Consider the following 14,950-nt stretch of genomic DNA (forward strand, 5'->3'; position numbering starts at 1 on the left):
GGTTCCCGGCTAGCCCGCGTTCGCCGCCTTCACCAACGCGTCCTTGCTGACCGCGCCGACGTAGACCTTGCCGTCGTCGGTGATCAGGGCGTTGATCAGACGGGTCTTGAAGACCGTGCCCGAACCGAACTTGCCCGTGACCTTGTCGCCGAGGGAGTCGAGGAAGCCGCCGAACTGGCCGCCGGCCTCGGCGCCGGAGGGCACGCCCTGGCCGCCGGTGTCGAAGGTGGCGATGGAGTCCCAGCCCTTGCCGATGACGTTCATCCCGTCGGGCCCCTTGCCCGCGTCCTTCCCGGACGGGCCGCTCCTGTCGTCGCCCTTCGGAGCGCTCTTGGGAGCACCCTTGGCGTGCCCGTCCGCGTGCTCGCCCTGGTCGCCCTCGGTGACCTTCGCGCCCTTGGGGGCCTTGAAGTCGAAGGTCGAGGCGGCCGGCTTGGCGAAGCTGATCTGCGTGAAGCCCGCGTCGATGACGGCGGCGCCGCCGCTCGCCGGGGTCAGGGTGAACTTCAGCGGCAGACCGGTCTTCGCGTCCACGGCCACGGTGATCTGACCGACCGTCGAACCGGAGTCCTTCGGCTTGACGACCAGCCGGTACGCGTCCCGGCCCGCGACCTGGGCGGTGCCCTGGACGGTCACGGAGGTGGTGTCGTCGACGGCCTTCAGGGCGTCCTTGGTGAGCTGGTCGGGCGTGGCGGGCGGCTGCTCCTGCTTCTTCTCGGAGGCGCCGTCGTCGGGGGCGGTGGAGTGGTAGACCTCGTTCGACTGGCTGTCGTAGCCCCAGACGTCCTTGCCGTTGTGGATGAGGCTGTATTCCGCCGCGTTCTCCAGCAGGGACAGCTTCTGCCGGTCCGGGCCGTCGGCCGCCACGCGCAGGGTGTGGGTGCCGGTGGCGAGTTCGGTGAGCTTGGACGTGGGGTCGGCGGAGGACCCGTCACCGGATCCGCGCCCGGCACCGGACGTCAGGCTGCTCTCCAGGCCGCCCAGGTTCGGCAGGCCCAGATCCGTGGTGACCTTCACCGTGCCGGACAGCTGCTGCACGTCCGACTTGGCGATCTTGTCGAGGAGTTGCTGCGCGCTGATCTTCGGCAGGCTGGGGTCGCCGGAGTCGGCGAGCGCCGGGACGAGCCCGATGGTCGCCGCCGCCACCCCCACCACCGCGACCGGGACGACGTACCGCGCGGCCTTGCGCCTGCCCGCGCGCAGGTCGTCGGCCTCGCCGGCGATCGTGCTGTCGTCGGATTCGTACGGTGCCATGTGTGCGCTACCTCCGTCGTCGGCGGCGGCTTCCAACTTGCCTGTCAGCACTCGTCTTCCACCCAAGCCGCCATTCTCACCCGAATCGGTGAGGAGTGGTGTTTTCCGTGGTTTCCAGTTGACCAAATCGACGGAGGAGAAGCGTCAAACCTCGGAGGCAACTCCGTGTACTCCTGGGGTATGACACGGGAGGGCGACGCCTCCCCCGACCCGTAGGGGTACGGGTGTGACGGGGAGGGCGCCGCCCTGGGTCTGAGCCTCAACTACCGTGTCAGCGCTGCAGGAACACGTAGTCCGCGTGGTACGGGACCCCGACGATGTCGCCCGGCGTGCAGCTGCCGGAGGGAGCGACTCCGCCGACCGTGTTGAGCCGCAGGATCTCCGTGGTACCGGCGAGCAGGCCCCGGTGCTTGCCGGACTGCGTGGCCTTCAGGTCGAGCTCGGGAATGTTGCCGTTGCCGTTCGGGGTCTTGGTCAGGACGGCCCCGGTCACCGCGCTGCCGTCGGGTGCGACCCACTGCGGCGTACCGGAGTTGGGCGCGACGAAGGAGTGCCTGATGCCGCCGCCGAGCAGGGCGCTGACGTCCCGCTGGGCGAAGGCGTACCCGCCGCCGTCGGCCGGCTTGCACTCGTAGATCTGCTTGCCCTTGACCACGGACGCCTGGAAGTTGTGCAGGGCGTCGCGGAAGTCGAAGGCGGCGACGGTGACCTTGTGGAGCTGGCCGCGAACGGCTCCGCCCGGGAACTGGGACGTGTGCAGGTTGGCGTAGAAGGAGCCGGGGTCGGAGGTCAGCGCCTCGAGCAGCGCCGGGTCGTCGACCTTGACGGTGCCGGTGAGGTGGTGGCCCTTGGCCTTCTTGGCGATGAGCTTGCTGAAATCGATCTTGACGCCGCCGTTGGTGCCCTTGGCGCCCTGGTGGATGTGGAGCATGGTCGGCCTGCCGGTGCCGCGCCAGGTCACGGCGACGGACACCTTGTCGCCCTGGACCTTGACGAACTCCAGCGCGGCGCCGTCCTTGTCCCCCACGGCCGGGCCGCCCTGCACCGGCACCTCGTTGGCGCCGCGCAGGCTGGTGGCGAGCAGGGTCGCGGTGGAAGCCGCGTGGTCGGCGCGGGTGGCCGTGGTGGCGGAGGCGGGAATCGTGCCGGCGGCGACACCGCCGGCGGCGGCCACCGCGAGGGCGGTGACGATGAGGCTCTTACGGCGCTTCGAGAACGTCGTGTTCTTGCCCATGATGCAGTTTTCTCCCCGTAGACCGGCCGACACCCCCTGCGTCGGCCTGCTGGGTATGAGTACGGAAGCGATCTGAGACTGGACTCAGTCCAAGCTTGTGATGCGCATCACATCACCGGGAAGGGCTGGCTCAGCCCGTCCGTTGTAGCCCGTACGGCACCCGGGGAACGAGGCCCTTCCGGGCCGACGGCGGTGCAGGGGAGGAGTCCCCTGCCGCGTCCAAAGGGGCATTCCCCCTGGCGAGGGGGCGTGGGCGGATCAGCCCGCGCGGTGCACCACCGCGTCGCACATCTCCATCAGCGCCAGCTTCGCGTCGCACTCCCTCAGCGGCGCCAGCGCCGAGCGCGCCTCCTCCGCGTAGCGCACGGTGTCCCGCCGCGCCTGCTCCAGGGCGGGATGCGCCCGCAGCCCGGCGAGCGCCTCCGCGTGCCGCTCGTCGTCGGTGAGGTCGGAGTCGAGCAGTTCGCACAGGGCGATGTCCTCGGCCAGCCCGAGTCGCGCGGCCCGCTCGCGCAGCCGCAGCACCGGCAGGGTCGGAATGCCCTCGCGCAGGTCCGTCCCCGGCGTCTTCCCCGACTCGTGCGAGTCGGACGCGATGTCCAGGACGTCGTCGGCGAGCTGGAAGGCGACCCCGAGCCGCTCCCCGTACTGGGTGAGCACGTCCACGACCGTCTCGTCGGCGCCGGACATCATCGCGCCGAACCGGCAGGACACCGCCACCAGCGACCCCGTCTTGCCGCCGAGCACGTCCAGGTAGTGGTCGACCGGGTCGCGTCCGTCCTGCGGTCCCGCGGTCTCCAGGATCTGTCCGGTGACCAGGCGCTCGAACGCCTCGGCCTGCACGCGCACGGCCTCCGGACCGAGGTCGGCCAGGATGTGCGAGGCACGCGCGAAGAGGAAGTCGCCGGTCAGCACCGCCACCGAGTTGCCCCAGCGGGTGTTCGCGCTGTCGACCCCGCGGCGCACCGCCGCCTCGTCCATGACGTCGTCGTGGTACAGCGTGGCGAGGTGGGTCAGCTCCACGACCACGGCGGACGGCACGACTCCGGGCGCGTACGGGTCGCCGAACTGGGCGGCGAGCATCACGAGCAGCGGCCTGAAGCGCTTTCCACCCGCCCGCACCAGGTGCTGGGCGGCCTCCGTGATGAAGGGGACCTCACTCTTGGTGGCTTCGAGCAGTCCCTCCTCGACGGCCGCCAATCCGGCCTGGACATCGGCTTCCAGAGCCTGGTCCCGCACGCTCAGCCCGAACGGCCCGACGACGGTCACGAGGGGTCTCCTGTCTGCTGGTGTCTACTGGCGGTTACGCGGTTTGTCGATACGTCGCTGCCATCACTCAAGTCAGCGTATCCGGTCACCTTTCGATCACCGCTGCCGCCCACCCGTCCAGGCCGGGCGGTATCGGATCACGACCGGTATGTTTTTGATCAACTGATATGAACCGATTTTTACCGACTTGCGCGCCCGACGTGAAGAGGAGCGGCGGCGCGTGTCCCGAACAGAAGCCGACGCCGAGCCCGGCAGTCAACCTTTCCCCGGTGACGACCACGCATTCCTCGGCAGTCAGGCCATCCCGATACCCCCGTCCGCCGACACGCTCACCAATGGCGGAACGGGCGATCGCCACGGCCTGCCCCACGGACGGCTGTTTCACTACGAGTTGAGTTCATTGCCCGTTTTGCCTCTCTTGTCTAAACCAGTGACTTGGCTCACGCCTGAGCGTGCTCCGCATTCCGGTGCATTTCTCCCGATCCGCCTTCTGTCGCGCCCGAGTTGAGGCTTGGCGGCCGCAAAGGATCCAGCGCCCCATATGCCTCAGACCAAGGTCAACAGGGGTGATGTGTGAATTCGGGACTTGTTCCGGACATGTGCTCTCGCATACGTTCCCGGCCTGTCGGGCGGACGCCTAATCCTGCCGCCGCCCGTTCCACCAACCGAGAACGCACGGCAGGAGCGGGGGAACCAGGTAGTTCGCCGATTCGGACGTCCCAGGACATCCGGTCCGGCTCGGGGTGAAGTCGTGTCGCCGTACGGCGGTGCGGCCGGGCATCTCCCGCCCGAACCCGACAGCTCACCTCGCAGGCGACGGAGAGGAACCTCGTCATGTCCGCTGCCGCTCAGCACCGCCGTACCAGAAGCTCCCGCATCGTCCGCAAGCTCGCCGTCATCGGCACGGGTGCCGCCGTACTCGCCCTGCCGATCGTGGGCGCGACCAGCGCCTCCGCCGCCACGCCCACCGTGGCCACCGCCACCTCGCTGGGCTACGCCAACAATCTCGACGGCTGGATCCGGGCCTCCCTCCAGGTCATGGCGCAGCACGGGATCCCCGGCACCTACAACGGCATCTACCGCAACGTGATCCGCGAGTCCTCGGGCAACCCGTACGCGATCAACAACTGGGACTCCAACGCGCTCGCCGGCACCCCGTCCAAGGGTCTGCTGCAGGTCATCGATCCGACCTTCGCCGCCTACCACGTGTCCGGCACCTCGTGGGACCCCTACGACCCGGTCGCCAACATCACCGCCGCCTGCAACTACGCGGCAGCGCGCTACGGTTCGATCGACAACGTGTACGGCGCCTACTGAGCCGACCGGTCAGTCAGAACAGTCTCTCGAGGACGACGGCGATGCCGTCGTCCTCGTTCGACAGGGTGATCTCGTCGGCCACCGCCTTGAGTTCGGGGTGGGCGTTGGCCATCGCGACGCCGTGGGCGGCCCAGTCGAACATCGGGATGTCGTTGGGCATGTCGCCGAAGGCGATGGTCTGCCGCGGGCCGAGCCCCAGGTGTTCGGCGGCCAGCGCGAGGCCGGTGGCCTTGGTGATGCCGCATGGCTGGAGTTCGACGGTCCCGGGCCCCGACATGGTGACGGTGGCCAGCGAGCCCACCACCGAACGCGCCGTCGCCGCCAACTCGTCGTCGGACAGGTCGGGATGGCGCAGCAGCACCTTGCTGATGGGCTCGCACCACAGGTCGTCGCGCCGGCCGACGCGTACGGCGGGCAGGGTGGGGTGCGGCATGAGGTACCCGGGTTCGATGAGCGTGAGGCCGTCGACGCCGTCCTGGTCGACGGCCGCGTACACCTGGCCCACCTCGGCCTCGATCTTGCCGAGGGCCGTCTCGGCCAGCTCCCGGTCCAGCGTGACGGACCACAGCAGGCGGTCCGCGCGGTGGTCGTACACCTGCGCGCCCTGTCCGCACACCGCGAGCCCCCGACCGCCCAGGTCGTCGAGGAGCGGCCGCACTCTGGGGGCCGGCCGGCCGGTCACCACGAGGTGCCGGACACCGGCGCCGGCCACGCGCGCGAGGGCGGCGAGAGACCGGTCGGAGAGGGTGTCGTCACCTCGGAGCAGTGTGCCGTCCAGGTCGGTGGCGATGAGTGCATATGCGGTGGGTGCGGCCATGATCAGAGAATACGGACCGCACGCCCCACCGACTCATCGCGAACCGGTCGACCGGCCCGTTCTCCCCGCCCCTCCGCCAACTCCCGTATCGCCGGCAGGTGTCGCTCAACTCCCTTGTCACCGGCGGGTGTCGGGGAGCTCGCGAGGAGCGCCTCGCGCCGGGCGGACGCGCTCCTCGCCGGTCGGCGGTGGCGGTTCAGCCGTGTGCCGCCGCCAGGTGCCTCGCCAGCCTCGGGGAGGCGAACTCCGTGCCGCAGACGAACCGCATCACCGGTCCGTAGGAGGCCGCGGCCGGCAGGCCGGTGAAGTACAGGCCGGGGACCGAGGACACGTACCCGGCGCCCAGCCGGGGCGTGCCACGGCTGACGGCGACACGGGTGCGCAGCTCGGGCCCGAGGAAGTCCATCGCCGCGATGTTTACGCGGTACCCGGTCGCCGCGATGACGTGGTCCGCCGCCAGCTTCTCGGTCTGACCGCCGAAGGTACGCACGGTGAGCGTCGGGCTGCCACCGTCCGCGTCGGTCGCCACGATCCTGTCGACCTCGATGACCTGCACCTTGCCCTCGAAGCGGTCGCGCAGCCACCACGCGCCGAGCGGGCCGAGGACCCGGCGGACGAGGTAGTGGCGCGTCCCGGCCGGGAGACGGCGGTACGGGTGCGGGTAGTAGCTCAGTGCCCACAGCGACCAGGCACGGCCGAAGGGCGACTCGGGGCGCAGCCTGGGCTGGTCCCAGGGCGGTGCCCCGAAGGCGACCTTGCCGCGGCCCCGGGAGACCACCCTCACCTGCGCGCCCGCCTCCGCCGCCAGCACCGCCGTCTCCAGCGCGGACTGGCCGGCGCCGACCACGATCAGGTCCTTGCCGGCGTAACGCGTGAGGTCGTGGTGCTGTGAGCTGTGGGAGACCGGGCCCGTAGGGGTGGGGCCGTCGGGCGCCGCGGCCAGTTCCGCGGGCAGGTGGGCGAGGCCGTGCAGGCCGGTCGCCACGACGACCGCGCGGGCGGTGAACAACTCGCCGGAGTCCAGCTTCAGTTCGAAGCCGCCGCCGCTCCCCCGGTCGACCGAGACCACCCGCACCCGCTCCAGCTCGGGCACCAGCTTCTGCTGGAACCACTCGCCGTAGGCGATGAAGGTCTCGACCGGGATGATGTCCTCGTCCGTCACCAGCCGCTTGATGCCGGCGGCGTCGCAGTAGTCGGCGAGGGTGTGCCCCTGCTGCGGCGCGTCGAGGCTGGAGGCCACGGGCGTCGACTTCAGGAGCATCCCGGCGGGCATGTGGTCGCGCCAGCTGACCATGGGCTCGCCGAAGACGCGGACCGGGATGCCGCGTGCGCGCAGATGGGCGGCGGTGGACAGGCCGAACGGCCCGGCGCCGATGATCGCAACCGGTTGAATCACGAAGTCCCTCCCCAGGACGCTGAATTCGCCACTTCGTGTGGTTCGGCTCGGACGGCTGACGGTCGGCTAGCCCCCCGAACTGGTGGTACCGCCGCGGCGGTTGGTCCGCCACAGCTGATACAGGTGCTTCGCGCCCGGCCGCACGAAGCGCGCGAGCATCGTGAGGAACGGCAGCGGGTCGTCACCCGCGAGCCAGGCCAGCTCCGTCCCGCTCGCACGGGCCGGCGCGTGCGGCGTCGTGTAGCCGCTGCGGCGGTAGGCGAGCAGGGCGGGCAGGTCGATGTTCTCCACGATGTACCGGTGACCGGCTCGCTGTTCCCCCTCCGGGACGGTGCGGCCGGTCAGGTCCAGATGCATGGCGCGGACGACGTCCACCCCCGACTCGTTCTCGAAGAGCCGGAACTGGGCGCCCACGCGCGGGTTGAAGTCGAGCAGCTTGTACCGGCCGTCGCGCCGGTCGAAGCGCAGGTCGAGGTCGATGATGCCGGTGAAGCCGATCTGTTTGATGAAACGCGCGGCGATGTCGGCGAGTTCCGGGTTGTCGACGACGTACGCGTTCGCCGTCATTCCGGCGTGCGGCGGCCAGGAGCGCACCTTCACGCCGGTGAACATGGCGAGCGGGGTGGAGTCCTGGTCGAAGTAGGCGTGCACGATCCAGTCCTCGGCGTCCTCCCTGGGCAGGTACTCCTGGAGGATCACCCCGGGCCGCTCGCCCCAGTCTCGGGCGAGCCGCAGCAGGCCCTCGCGGGTGCCGATGCGTGTCGTGCCGTTCACCGCGGGCCGCCTGCGCCGCAGGAACGCCTCGCGGTTCTTGGCCACCACCGGGAAGCGGGCCTTCTCGGCGAAGGCCACGATGTCGTCGTACGACCGCGGGAACGCGGCCGGCGGGCTGGGGATGCCGTGCTCCACGCACAGTTCGTGCAGGCCCTGCTTGCTCGCCAGGCGGCGCGGCAGGGCGGGCTCCACACGCGGGAAGAGGAAAAGGCCCGCGAGGTCGCCCTGGTGCTCGGCGATCAGGACGGCGGCCTCCTCGTCGGTGGGCACGAGGACGGTGGGGCGGCCGATGCGCCGCCCGACGCGCAGCAGGCCCTCCACCAGGTGGCCGGGGTCCTCCGTGCCGGTGGTCGGCCAGACGAAGGCCCGCTTGAGATAACGGGAGGATGCGGCGGGTGTGTAGGCGTCCTCGGTGATCGCGTACATGGGGATGCCCAGCCGACCCAGACTCCGGATCGCGCCCACGCCGCCGTGGTGCAACGGATAGTCGCCGAACTTGACGATCAGGCCCGGCACGTCACGGTCCGCCCGGAACGGCACACTGCTCGTGCTCCTGGCCACGGGTCCCCCCACGTGTCCCCCCTACGGACCGGACCCACCCCGTCCGTGTCCCCCAAAGGACGCTAAGCCGGAATTGAGTGCTCCGACAAGGCCAATTCGGACATTGCAAACTCTTTAGACACTGCCCAAGAAGGCGGACCCGGCCGTAACGTGTGGCACGGCCAGCAGAAACGCACGAGAGTGAGGCAGCACCCCATGCCCCCCTTCGATGTTCCCGAAGGCGATCCCTTCGGTCCGCACAACCTTCCGTACGGCGTGTTCTCGCCCGCCGGTTCGGCGCGGCGAGGTGTCGGCGTCCGGCTCGGCGACCACGTCCTGGACGCGGGCGCGGCGGCCCGGGCGCTCGGCTCGCCGTACGCCTCGCTCCTGGCGCAGCCCTCGCTGAACCCGCTGCTCGCAGCAGGTCGCACCGCATGGTCGGACGTGCGGCGCGCGCTGACGGCGTGGGTGACCGTGCCGGCGCATCAGGAGGCGATCGCGGGCTTCCTGCACCCACTGTCCTCGGTGACCCTGCACCTCCCCTTCGAGGTCGCGGACTACGTCGACTTCTACGCCTCCGAGAACCACGCGCGCAACGTCGGGCAGATCTTCCGCCCCGACGCGGCGGACTCGCTGACGCCGAACTGGAAGCACCTCCCGATCGGTTATCACGGACGGTCGGGCACGGTGGTGGTCTCCGGCACCGATGTCGTACGGCCCTCGGGCCAGCGGAAGGCTCCGGGGGACGCGGAGCCGGTCTTCGGGCCGTCGGTCCGCCTCGACATCGAGGCCGAGGTGGGTTTCGTGGTGGGTGTGCCGTCCGCCATGGGAACGCCCGTGGGGCTCGCGGAGTTCCCTGAGCACGTGTTCGGGCTGTGCCTGCTCAACGACTGGTCGGCGCGGGACGTCCAGGCCTGGGAGTACGTCCCGCTCGGCCCGTTCCTCGGCAAGTCCTTCGCCACCTCGGTGTCCGCCTGGATCACTCCGCTGGACGCGCTGGAGTACGCGCGTGTGGCGCCGCCGCGGCGCACGCACGCGTTGCTGCCGTATCTGGACGACTCCGGCCCCGAAGCCGAGCCCGGCGGCTACGACCTGCGGATCTCCGTCGCGATCAACGGCCATGTCGTCTCCGAGCCGCCCTTCTCCACCATGTACTGGACGGCGGCGCAGCAGCTGGCCCACATGACCGTGAACGGGGCCTCCCTGCGGACGGGCGACCTCTACGGGTCGGGCACGGTGAGCGGGCCGGAGCCGGCGCAGCGCGGGTCGCTGCTGGAGCTGACCTGGAACGGACGGGATCCGCTGGAACTTCCGGAGGGCAAGCGGACGTTCCTGGAGGACGGGGACGTGGTGACGCTCTCGGCGTGGGCGCCGGGGCCGGACGGGGTGCGGCTGGGTCTGGGGGAGGTGACGGGGCGGATCGTGGCGGGGTGACGCGGCACGGCTCGTGTGACATGGGCGCGGTTCGAGGCGGGGTGACACGCCACGGCTCGTGTGACGGGGGCTCGTGTGACGGGGTGACGCGGCACGGCTCGTGTGACAGGGGCTCGTGTGACGGGGTGACACGCCACGGATCGTGTGACAGGGGCTCGTGTGACGGGGTGACGCGGCACGGATCGTGGCGGGTGACGCGGCCGGGAGGGCCGGTGAGCAGGCCGATCCCGGGTGAGGGACGGGCCGGCGAGGGGCGGGGAGTTGGGGTGTGACGGTGACTGCACGGGACGTAGTGGGTCGCTCTTGTCTCCTGACTCCGGCGTCCTTCGCCGTCATACTGGCGGCGGGCGACTTGCGCGCCGAGCCGGTTGCCCCGCCCTCGCCCCTTTCCTCCGACCAGGATCCGGAGCCCGTGGCATGACCTTCTGCCTGCTCCTGCTGAGTGTCGTGGCCCTGACGGCCGCCGTGCCGGTCCCGCGTGCCCTGGTGCGGGCCGGCTGGCCCGAGCGGGAGCCCGTGGTCGCGCTGTGGGTGTGGCAGTGCCTGGTGGCCACGGTCCTGATGTGCTGCCTGGCGGCGCTGCTGCTCGGCGCGGCGGCCGTGTTCGGCACGGTGCGCACCCAGCTCTTCGCGCCCGCGCCTCCGGCGGTCACCGCCGCCTACGACCTGTCCGTCGCGCCCGTGTGGGCCGCCGCCCTCACGGTGCTGCTGGCCTGCGGCGCCGCCTGGACGACCGCGATGCTCGGCCGCGAACTGGTCGAGGCGCGGCGGCGGCGCGGAGTGACCCGGGCGCATCTGCGCGAGCGGGCGCCCGAGCTGCCGGCCGGCCTCGGGGCCGCGGCGCGGGGGCCGCTGCTGGTGCTGGAGGACGAGTACCCCGACGCCTGGTGGATGCCGGGACATCCGGCGCAGCTCGTCGTCACGACGGGCGCGCTGCACCGGCTCACCGACCACCAGCTGGACGCCGTACTCACGCACGAACGGGACCACGCGCGGGCCCACCACGACTGGCTGCTGCATCTGTCGACCGCGCTGGCCACCGGGTTTCCGCGGGTGCCGCTGTTCGCCCACTTCTGCGACCAGACGCACCGGCTGGTGGAGCTGGCGGCGGACGACACGGCGTCACGGCGGTGCGGGCACCTGACGACCGCGCTGGCGCTGATCGAGCTGAACCAGCACCGCGGGGTACTGTCCTGCGCCTCCAGCCACCGGCTGCTGGGCGAGCGGGTGGACCGGCTGCTGGAGCCGCCACTGAGGCTGGGGCGGCGGCACCGGGCGCTGACGGCGACGGTGGCCGCGCTCGTGCCGCTGCTGCCATTGCTGATCACGTTCGCTCCCGGCCTGACCGCCCTGTCCTGACTGGCAGATCTTGCTCCACACCGGCCCTTTCCGCAGGTCAGTGCTCTGCCTGACGGGTCGGCAGGTGGCGCAACACTGTCGCAACACTTCATTCCCTACCTGCTCGGTATGGTTCGAGGCATGCCACCGAGCGACCGCATCCGAGACCACGCCGGACAGGGCGCGACCACCGTCGCCGCCCACCGCACGCGGCGCCGGCTGCGCGCCGACCAGGCACGGCAGCTCGCCGACCTGCTCCGTCAGCAACTGCTGGCCGACGGCTTCCTGGACGGCACGCTGCCGCACGAGACGAGCCTCGCGGCGGACTACCGCGCCACCCGCAACACCGTCCGCCAGGCCCTGGACCTGCTGAGGGCCGAGGGACTCGTCGAGCGTCAGCCGGGGGTCGGCACCGTCGTCGTGGGGCGGAAGTACCCGCACGGCCTCGACCGGCTGATGGGCCTCGCCGAGACCCTCCACGAGCACGGCCGGGTCACCAACGAGGTCCGCACAATGGGCCCCGCCCCCGCACCCGCCCCGGTCGCCGAACGCCTGCGGGTCCCCGCCGGCGCGGACGTCCTCTACATCGAACGCCTGCGCAGGCTCAACGGCATCCCCCTCTCCCTCGACCTGACCTACATCCCGCTCGACATCGGCACCGCCCTGCTCGGCGCCGACCTGGAGAACACCGACGTCTTCCGCCTCATCGAGGCCATCACCGGCCGGCGGCTGGGCCACGCCGAGATCACCCTGGAGGCGGTCAACGCGGACGCCCACTCCGCCGCCGTGCTCGAAGCGCCGCGCGGCGCGGCCGTCCTCATGCTGGACCGGCTCACGCACCTCGCCGACGGCCGCCCGGTCGACCTGGAGTTCATCCGCTTCCGCGGCGACCGCATCACCATGAGCGGCCTGCTGCACCGCTCCCTCTAGTCCCCCTCTTGTAGTCCCCTTCCTGTAGTCCCCTCCTGACCCGTTTCCTGGAGACAGCCATGCCTTTGGCGCCCCAGCGGGCCGACGTGCCCGTGACCATCGACGAGTCGAAGTGCATCGACGGCTGCACCCTCTGCGTGGACATGTGCCCGCTGGACTCCCTCGCCATCGACGACAGCAGCGGCAAGGCGTACATGCACGTCGACGAGTGCTGGTACTGCGGCCCGTGCGCGGCCCGCTGTCCCACCGGAGCCGTGACGGTCAACATGCCCTATCTGCTCCGGTGAGAGGCCCGAACTCCCGTGAAACGCGCCGTACTTGCGAACGCACTCGCGCAACGCACCGCCCTTCCCGTCGCCGCGCTGCTGCTGCTCCCCCTGACCGCCTGCGGCAGCAGCGCCGAGGCCGGCGACGGCAAGAACGTCACCATCACCATCGGCTACCAGTCCAAGACCATCAACACGGTCACCGCGGGCACCCTCCTGCGCTCGCTCGGCTACTTCGAGCGGGACCTCAACGCCCTCAACGACGGCCACACCTACAAGGTCGACTGGCAGGACTACGCCACCGGCGCCCCCATCACCGCGCAGATGACCGCGGGGAAGATCGACATCGGCTCGATGGGCGACTTCCCGCTGCTCATCAACGCGGCCCGGGGCAAGCAGCTCGGCAGGCCGACCCGTCTGGTCTCCGTCACCGGCTACAACCTGAGCGGCGGCCTCAACACGATCGTCACCTCCCCCGACTCCAAACTGGCCTCCCTCGCCGACCTGAAGGGCAAGAAGGTCTCCACCAGCGTCGGCTCCGCGGCCGACGGCACGCTCGTACGGGCCCTGCAACGGGCCGGCATCGACCCCGACAAGGGCATCGAGAAGCTCAACCAGCAGCCCGCGGTGGGCGCTTCGGCCCTGTCGGCGGGCAGCGCGGACGCGCTGTCCCAGTTCGTCGCCTGGCCGGGACTGCTCGCCTTCCAGGGCAAGGCGAAGGCCCTGTACGACGGCGCCGAGCTGAACCTCCCCACCTTCCACGGTGTCACCGCCCGCGAGGACTTCGCCAAGCAGCGGCCGGCCGTCCTGGAGACCTTCCTCAAGGCCCAGTCGGAGGCCACCGACTATCTCGACGCCCACCCGGTCGCCGCGGCCGAGTCCGTCGCCAAGGCCACCGGGCTGCCCGCCGAGGTCGTCTACCTCTACAACGGCGCCCACGGCATCTCCACCTTCGACCCGGCGATCAAGCCGCAGTTGATCTCCGCGCTCAAGCAGGACGTCTCGGTCCTGAAGTCGGCCAAGCTGACCGGGGACATCGACGTGGACGCCTTCGTCGACGACCAGTACGTCAAGAACGCACTCGGCGCGGACTACGCCCAGCAACTCGCCTCGACACCCCCGGCGGCGGCGAGCGATGTGTGGCCCAAGGGCGCCGAGAAGACACTGAGCTTCAAGTCGCCCGACCAGCTGCTGAGTTACGTGGCCCGGCACAAGGACGGCATCCGCGCCGCCTACGTCCCCGACGCCACCACCGGCACCCTCTGGTTCGCCGACAAGGCGATCTGGGTGGCCGACGGCAAGCAGCTCCTGCCCTTCGTGGCCCCGGAGACCGCGCGGGCGTACGTCGCCGCGCACGGAGGCGCCCGGGTCGTCACGTACACGGACGCGCTGGGGCGGGCGTCGTGAGCGGGCAGCCCCTTGCACGCTACGCACTGCGGGTGGCGTCGCTGGCCGTCGCTCTCGGGGTCTGGCAGCTGCTGACCAGCCTGAACGTCGACCTGTGGCTGCGTTTCTCGCAGTTCCCGACGGTCGCCGACGTGGCCCGTGCCTTCGCCGACCGGCTGTCCGGGCCCGACTACTGGACGGACCTCACCGACAGCCTGACCCGTATCCTCACCGGCTTCCTCCTCGCCGCCGTCCTGGGTGTGGCGACGGGCGTGCTCGTGGCACGCTCCCGCCTCGCCGAGGACGTGCTCGGTCCGATCCTCGAGGTCGTCCGCCCGATCCCGGCGATCGCCCTGGTGCCGGTCGCGATCCTCCTCTTCCCCTCCAACGAGCAGGGCATCGTCTTCATCACCTGCACGGCCGCCTTCTTCCCGGTCCTGGTCTCCACCCGGCACGCGGTCCGCGCGCTGACGCCCGTGTGGGAGGAGGCGGTGCTCACGATGGGCGGCGGCCGGTGGCGGGTCCTCGGCTCGGTCGTGCTGCCGGGCGCGCTGCCCGGCATCTTCGGCGGACTGTCGGTCGGCATCGGCGTCTCGTGGATCTGCGTGATCTCCGCCGAGATGATCTCCGGCCAGTACGGCGTCGGCTACCGCACCTGGCAGGACTACACGGTCGTCAACTACGCGGGCGTCTTCGTCGGCATGGTCACGATCGGCGTACTCGGCTGGGTCACCTCCACGGCCGTGGAACTGCTCGGCCGCCGTCTCACACGGTGGCTGCCGCGGACCTCCTACGTCCCCGGCGTACGCCCCCGAGCCACCGTGCCGGTGTCGCCCGCCGCCGCGGCCACGAAGACCGAGACCGCCCCGTCGACCGAGGAGACACGCGATGAGCACCTCGTCTGGTCCGAAAATGAAGCATGACCCCTGGTCACCGCAGTGGTGACTGTGATGTGGTCATGCCGCTTCGATGGGGTCGAAGCGGACGGTGAAGCC

14 protein-coding genes and 1 riboswitch are annotated in these 14,950 nt (G+C 70.8%); of the genes, 7 read left to right on the top strand and 7 right to left on the bottom strand.

Annotated elements, in window-relative coordinates:
- Positions 1-9: 9 nt before the first annotated feature.
- The 4 genes from ABZ453_RS22795 to ABZ453_RS22810 form a co-directional block, all read right to left on the bottom strand.
- Entirely contained in the window at positions 10-1,254 is a 1,245-nt protein-coding gene (locus ABZ453_RS22795) for a DUF2092 domain-containing protein (RefSeq protein ID WP_359017031.1), read from the bottom strand.
- A 271-nt stretch (positions 1,255-1,525) separates the two neighbouring features.
- Positions 1,526-2,488, bottom strand: a complete 963-nt coding sequence (locus tag ABZ453_RS22800; protein ID WP_359017033.1) for a CHRD domain-containing protein — start codon at positions 2,486-2,488, stop codon at positions 1,526-1,528.
- A gap of 258 nt (positions 2,489-2,746) precedes the next feature.
- Complete coding sequence (locus ABZ453_RS22805) at positions 2,747-3,757, bottom strand: polyprenyl synthetase family protein (RefSeq protein WP_133043353.1); 1,011 nt, start codon at positions 3,755-3,757, stop codon at positions 2,747-2,749.
- Positions 3,758-3,842: 85 nt separating this feature from the next.
- Entirely contained in the window at positions 3,843-4,115 is a 273-nt protein-coding gene (locus ABZ453_RS22810; protein WP_359017036.1) for a hypothetical protein, read from the bottom strand.
- A gap of 282 nt (positions 4,116-4,397) precedes the next feature.
- A riboswitch (cyclic di-AMP (ydaO/yuaA leader) is annotated at positions 4,398-4,586 on the top strand.
- A 5-nt stretch (positions 4,587-4,591) separates the two neighbouring features.
- Here ABZ453_RS22810 and ABZ453_RS22815 point away from each other — a divergent pair.
- Positions 4,592-5,074 (top strand): transglycosylase SLT domain-containing protein, encoded by a 483-nt coding sequence (locus tag ABZ453_RS22815; RefSeq protein ID WP_359017038.1) that lies wholly within the window; start codon positions 4,592-4,594, stop codon positions 5,072-5,074.
- Between the two features lie 13 nt (positions 5,075-5,087).
- Here ABZ453_RS22815 and ABZ453_RS22820 read toward each other — a convergent pair whose 3' ends face one another.
- The 3 genes from ABZ453_RS22820 to ABZ453_RS22830 all read right to left on the bottom strand — a co-directional run bounded on the left by ABZ453_RS22820 (position 5,088) and on the right by ABZ453_RS22830 (position 8,622).
- Positions 5,088-5,891 (bottom strand): HAD family hydrolase, encoded by an 804-nt coding sequence (locus ABZ453_RS22820; protein WP_358593153.1) that lies wholly within the window; start codon positions 5,889-5,891, stop codon positions 5,088-5,090.
- 196 nt (positions 5,892-6,087) lie between these two features.
- The gene (locus ABZ453_RS22825; RefSeq protein ID WP_359017041.1) at positions 6,088-7,287 is read right to left on the bottom strand and encodes an FAD-dependent oxidoreductase; all 1,200 of its coding nucleotides are present in this window, start codon (positions 7,285-7,287) and stop codon (positions 6,088-6,090) included.
- Positions 7,288-7,353: 66 nt separating this feature from the next.
- Positions 7,354-8,622, bottom strand: a complete 1,269-nt coding sequence (locus ABZ453_RS22830; protein ID WP_359017043.1) for an ATP-grasp domain-containing protein — start codon at positions 8,620-8,622, stop codon at positions 7,354-7,356.
- A 195-nt stretch (positions 8,623-8,817) separates the two neighbouring features.
- Between ABZ453_RS22830 and fahA the strand changes: the two genes are divergently transcribed.
- The 6 genes from fahA to ABZ453_RS22860 all read left to right on the top strand — a co-directional run bounded on the left by fahA (position 8,818) and on the right by ABZ453_RS22860 (position 14,878).
- Positions 8,818-10,035, top strand: a complete 1,218-nt coding sequence (gene fahA / locus ABZ453_RS22835) for a fumarylacetoacetase (protein WP_359017045.1) — start codon at positions 8,818-8,820, stop codon at positions 10,033-10,035.
- Positions 10,036-10,452: 417 nt separating this feature from the next.
- Complete coding sequence (locus ABZ453_RS22840; protein WP_359017047.1) at positions 10,453-11,394, top strand: M56 family metallopeptidase; 942 nt, start codon at positions 10,453-10,455, stop codon at positions 11,392-11,394.
- 120 nt (positions 11,395-11,514) lie between these two features.
- Positions 11,515-12,303, top strand: coding sequence for a GntR family transcriptional regulator (locus tag ABZ453_RS22845; protein WP_359017049.1), 789 nt, complete (start codon positions 11,515-11,517; stop codon positions 12,301-12,303).
- 59 nt (positions 12,304-12,362) lie between these two features.
- Positions 12,363-12,590 (top strand): ferredoxin family protein, encoded by a 228-nt coding sequence (locus tag ABZ453_RS22850; protein ID WP_016437651.1) that lies wholly within the window; start codon positions 12,363-12,365, stop codon positions 12,588-12,590.
- Positions 12,591-12,605: 15 nt separating this feature from the next.
- Positions 12,606-13,976 (top strand): ABC transporter substrate-binding protein, encoded by a 1,371-nt coding sequence (locus ABZ453_RS22855; RefSeq protein ID WP_359017051.1) that lies wholly within the window; start codon positions 12,606-12,608, stop codon positions 13,974-13,976.
- Positions 13,973-14,878 (top strand): ABC transporter permease, encoded by a 906-nt coding sequence (locus ABZ453_RS22860; protein WP_359017053.1) that lies wholly within the window; start codon positions 13,973-13,975, stop codon positions 14,876-14,878. Before ABZ453_RS22855 ends, ABZ453_RS22860 begins: the two co-directional genes overlap by 4 nt.
- Positions 14,879-14,950: the final 72 nt, after the last annotated feature.

It is taken from the genome of Streptomyces sp. NPDC005799 (assembly GCF_040630525.1).
Taxonomy (GTDB): domain Bacteria; phylum Actinomycetota; class Actinomycetes; order Streptomycetales; family Streptomycetaceae; genus Streptomyces; species Streptomyces griseorubiginosus_B.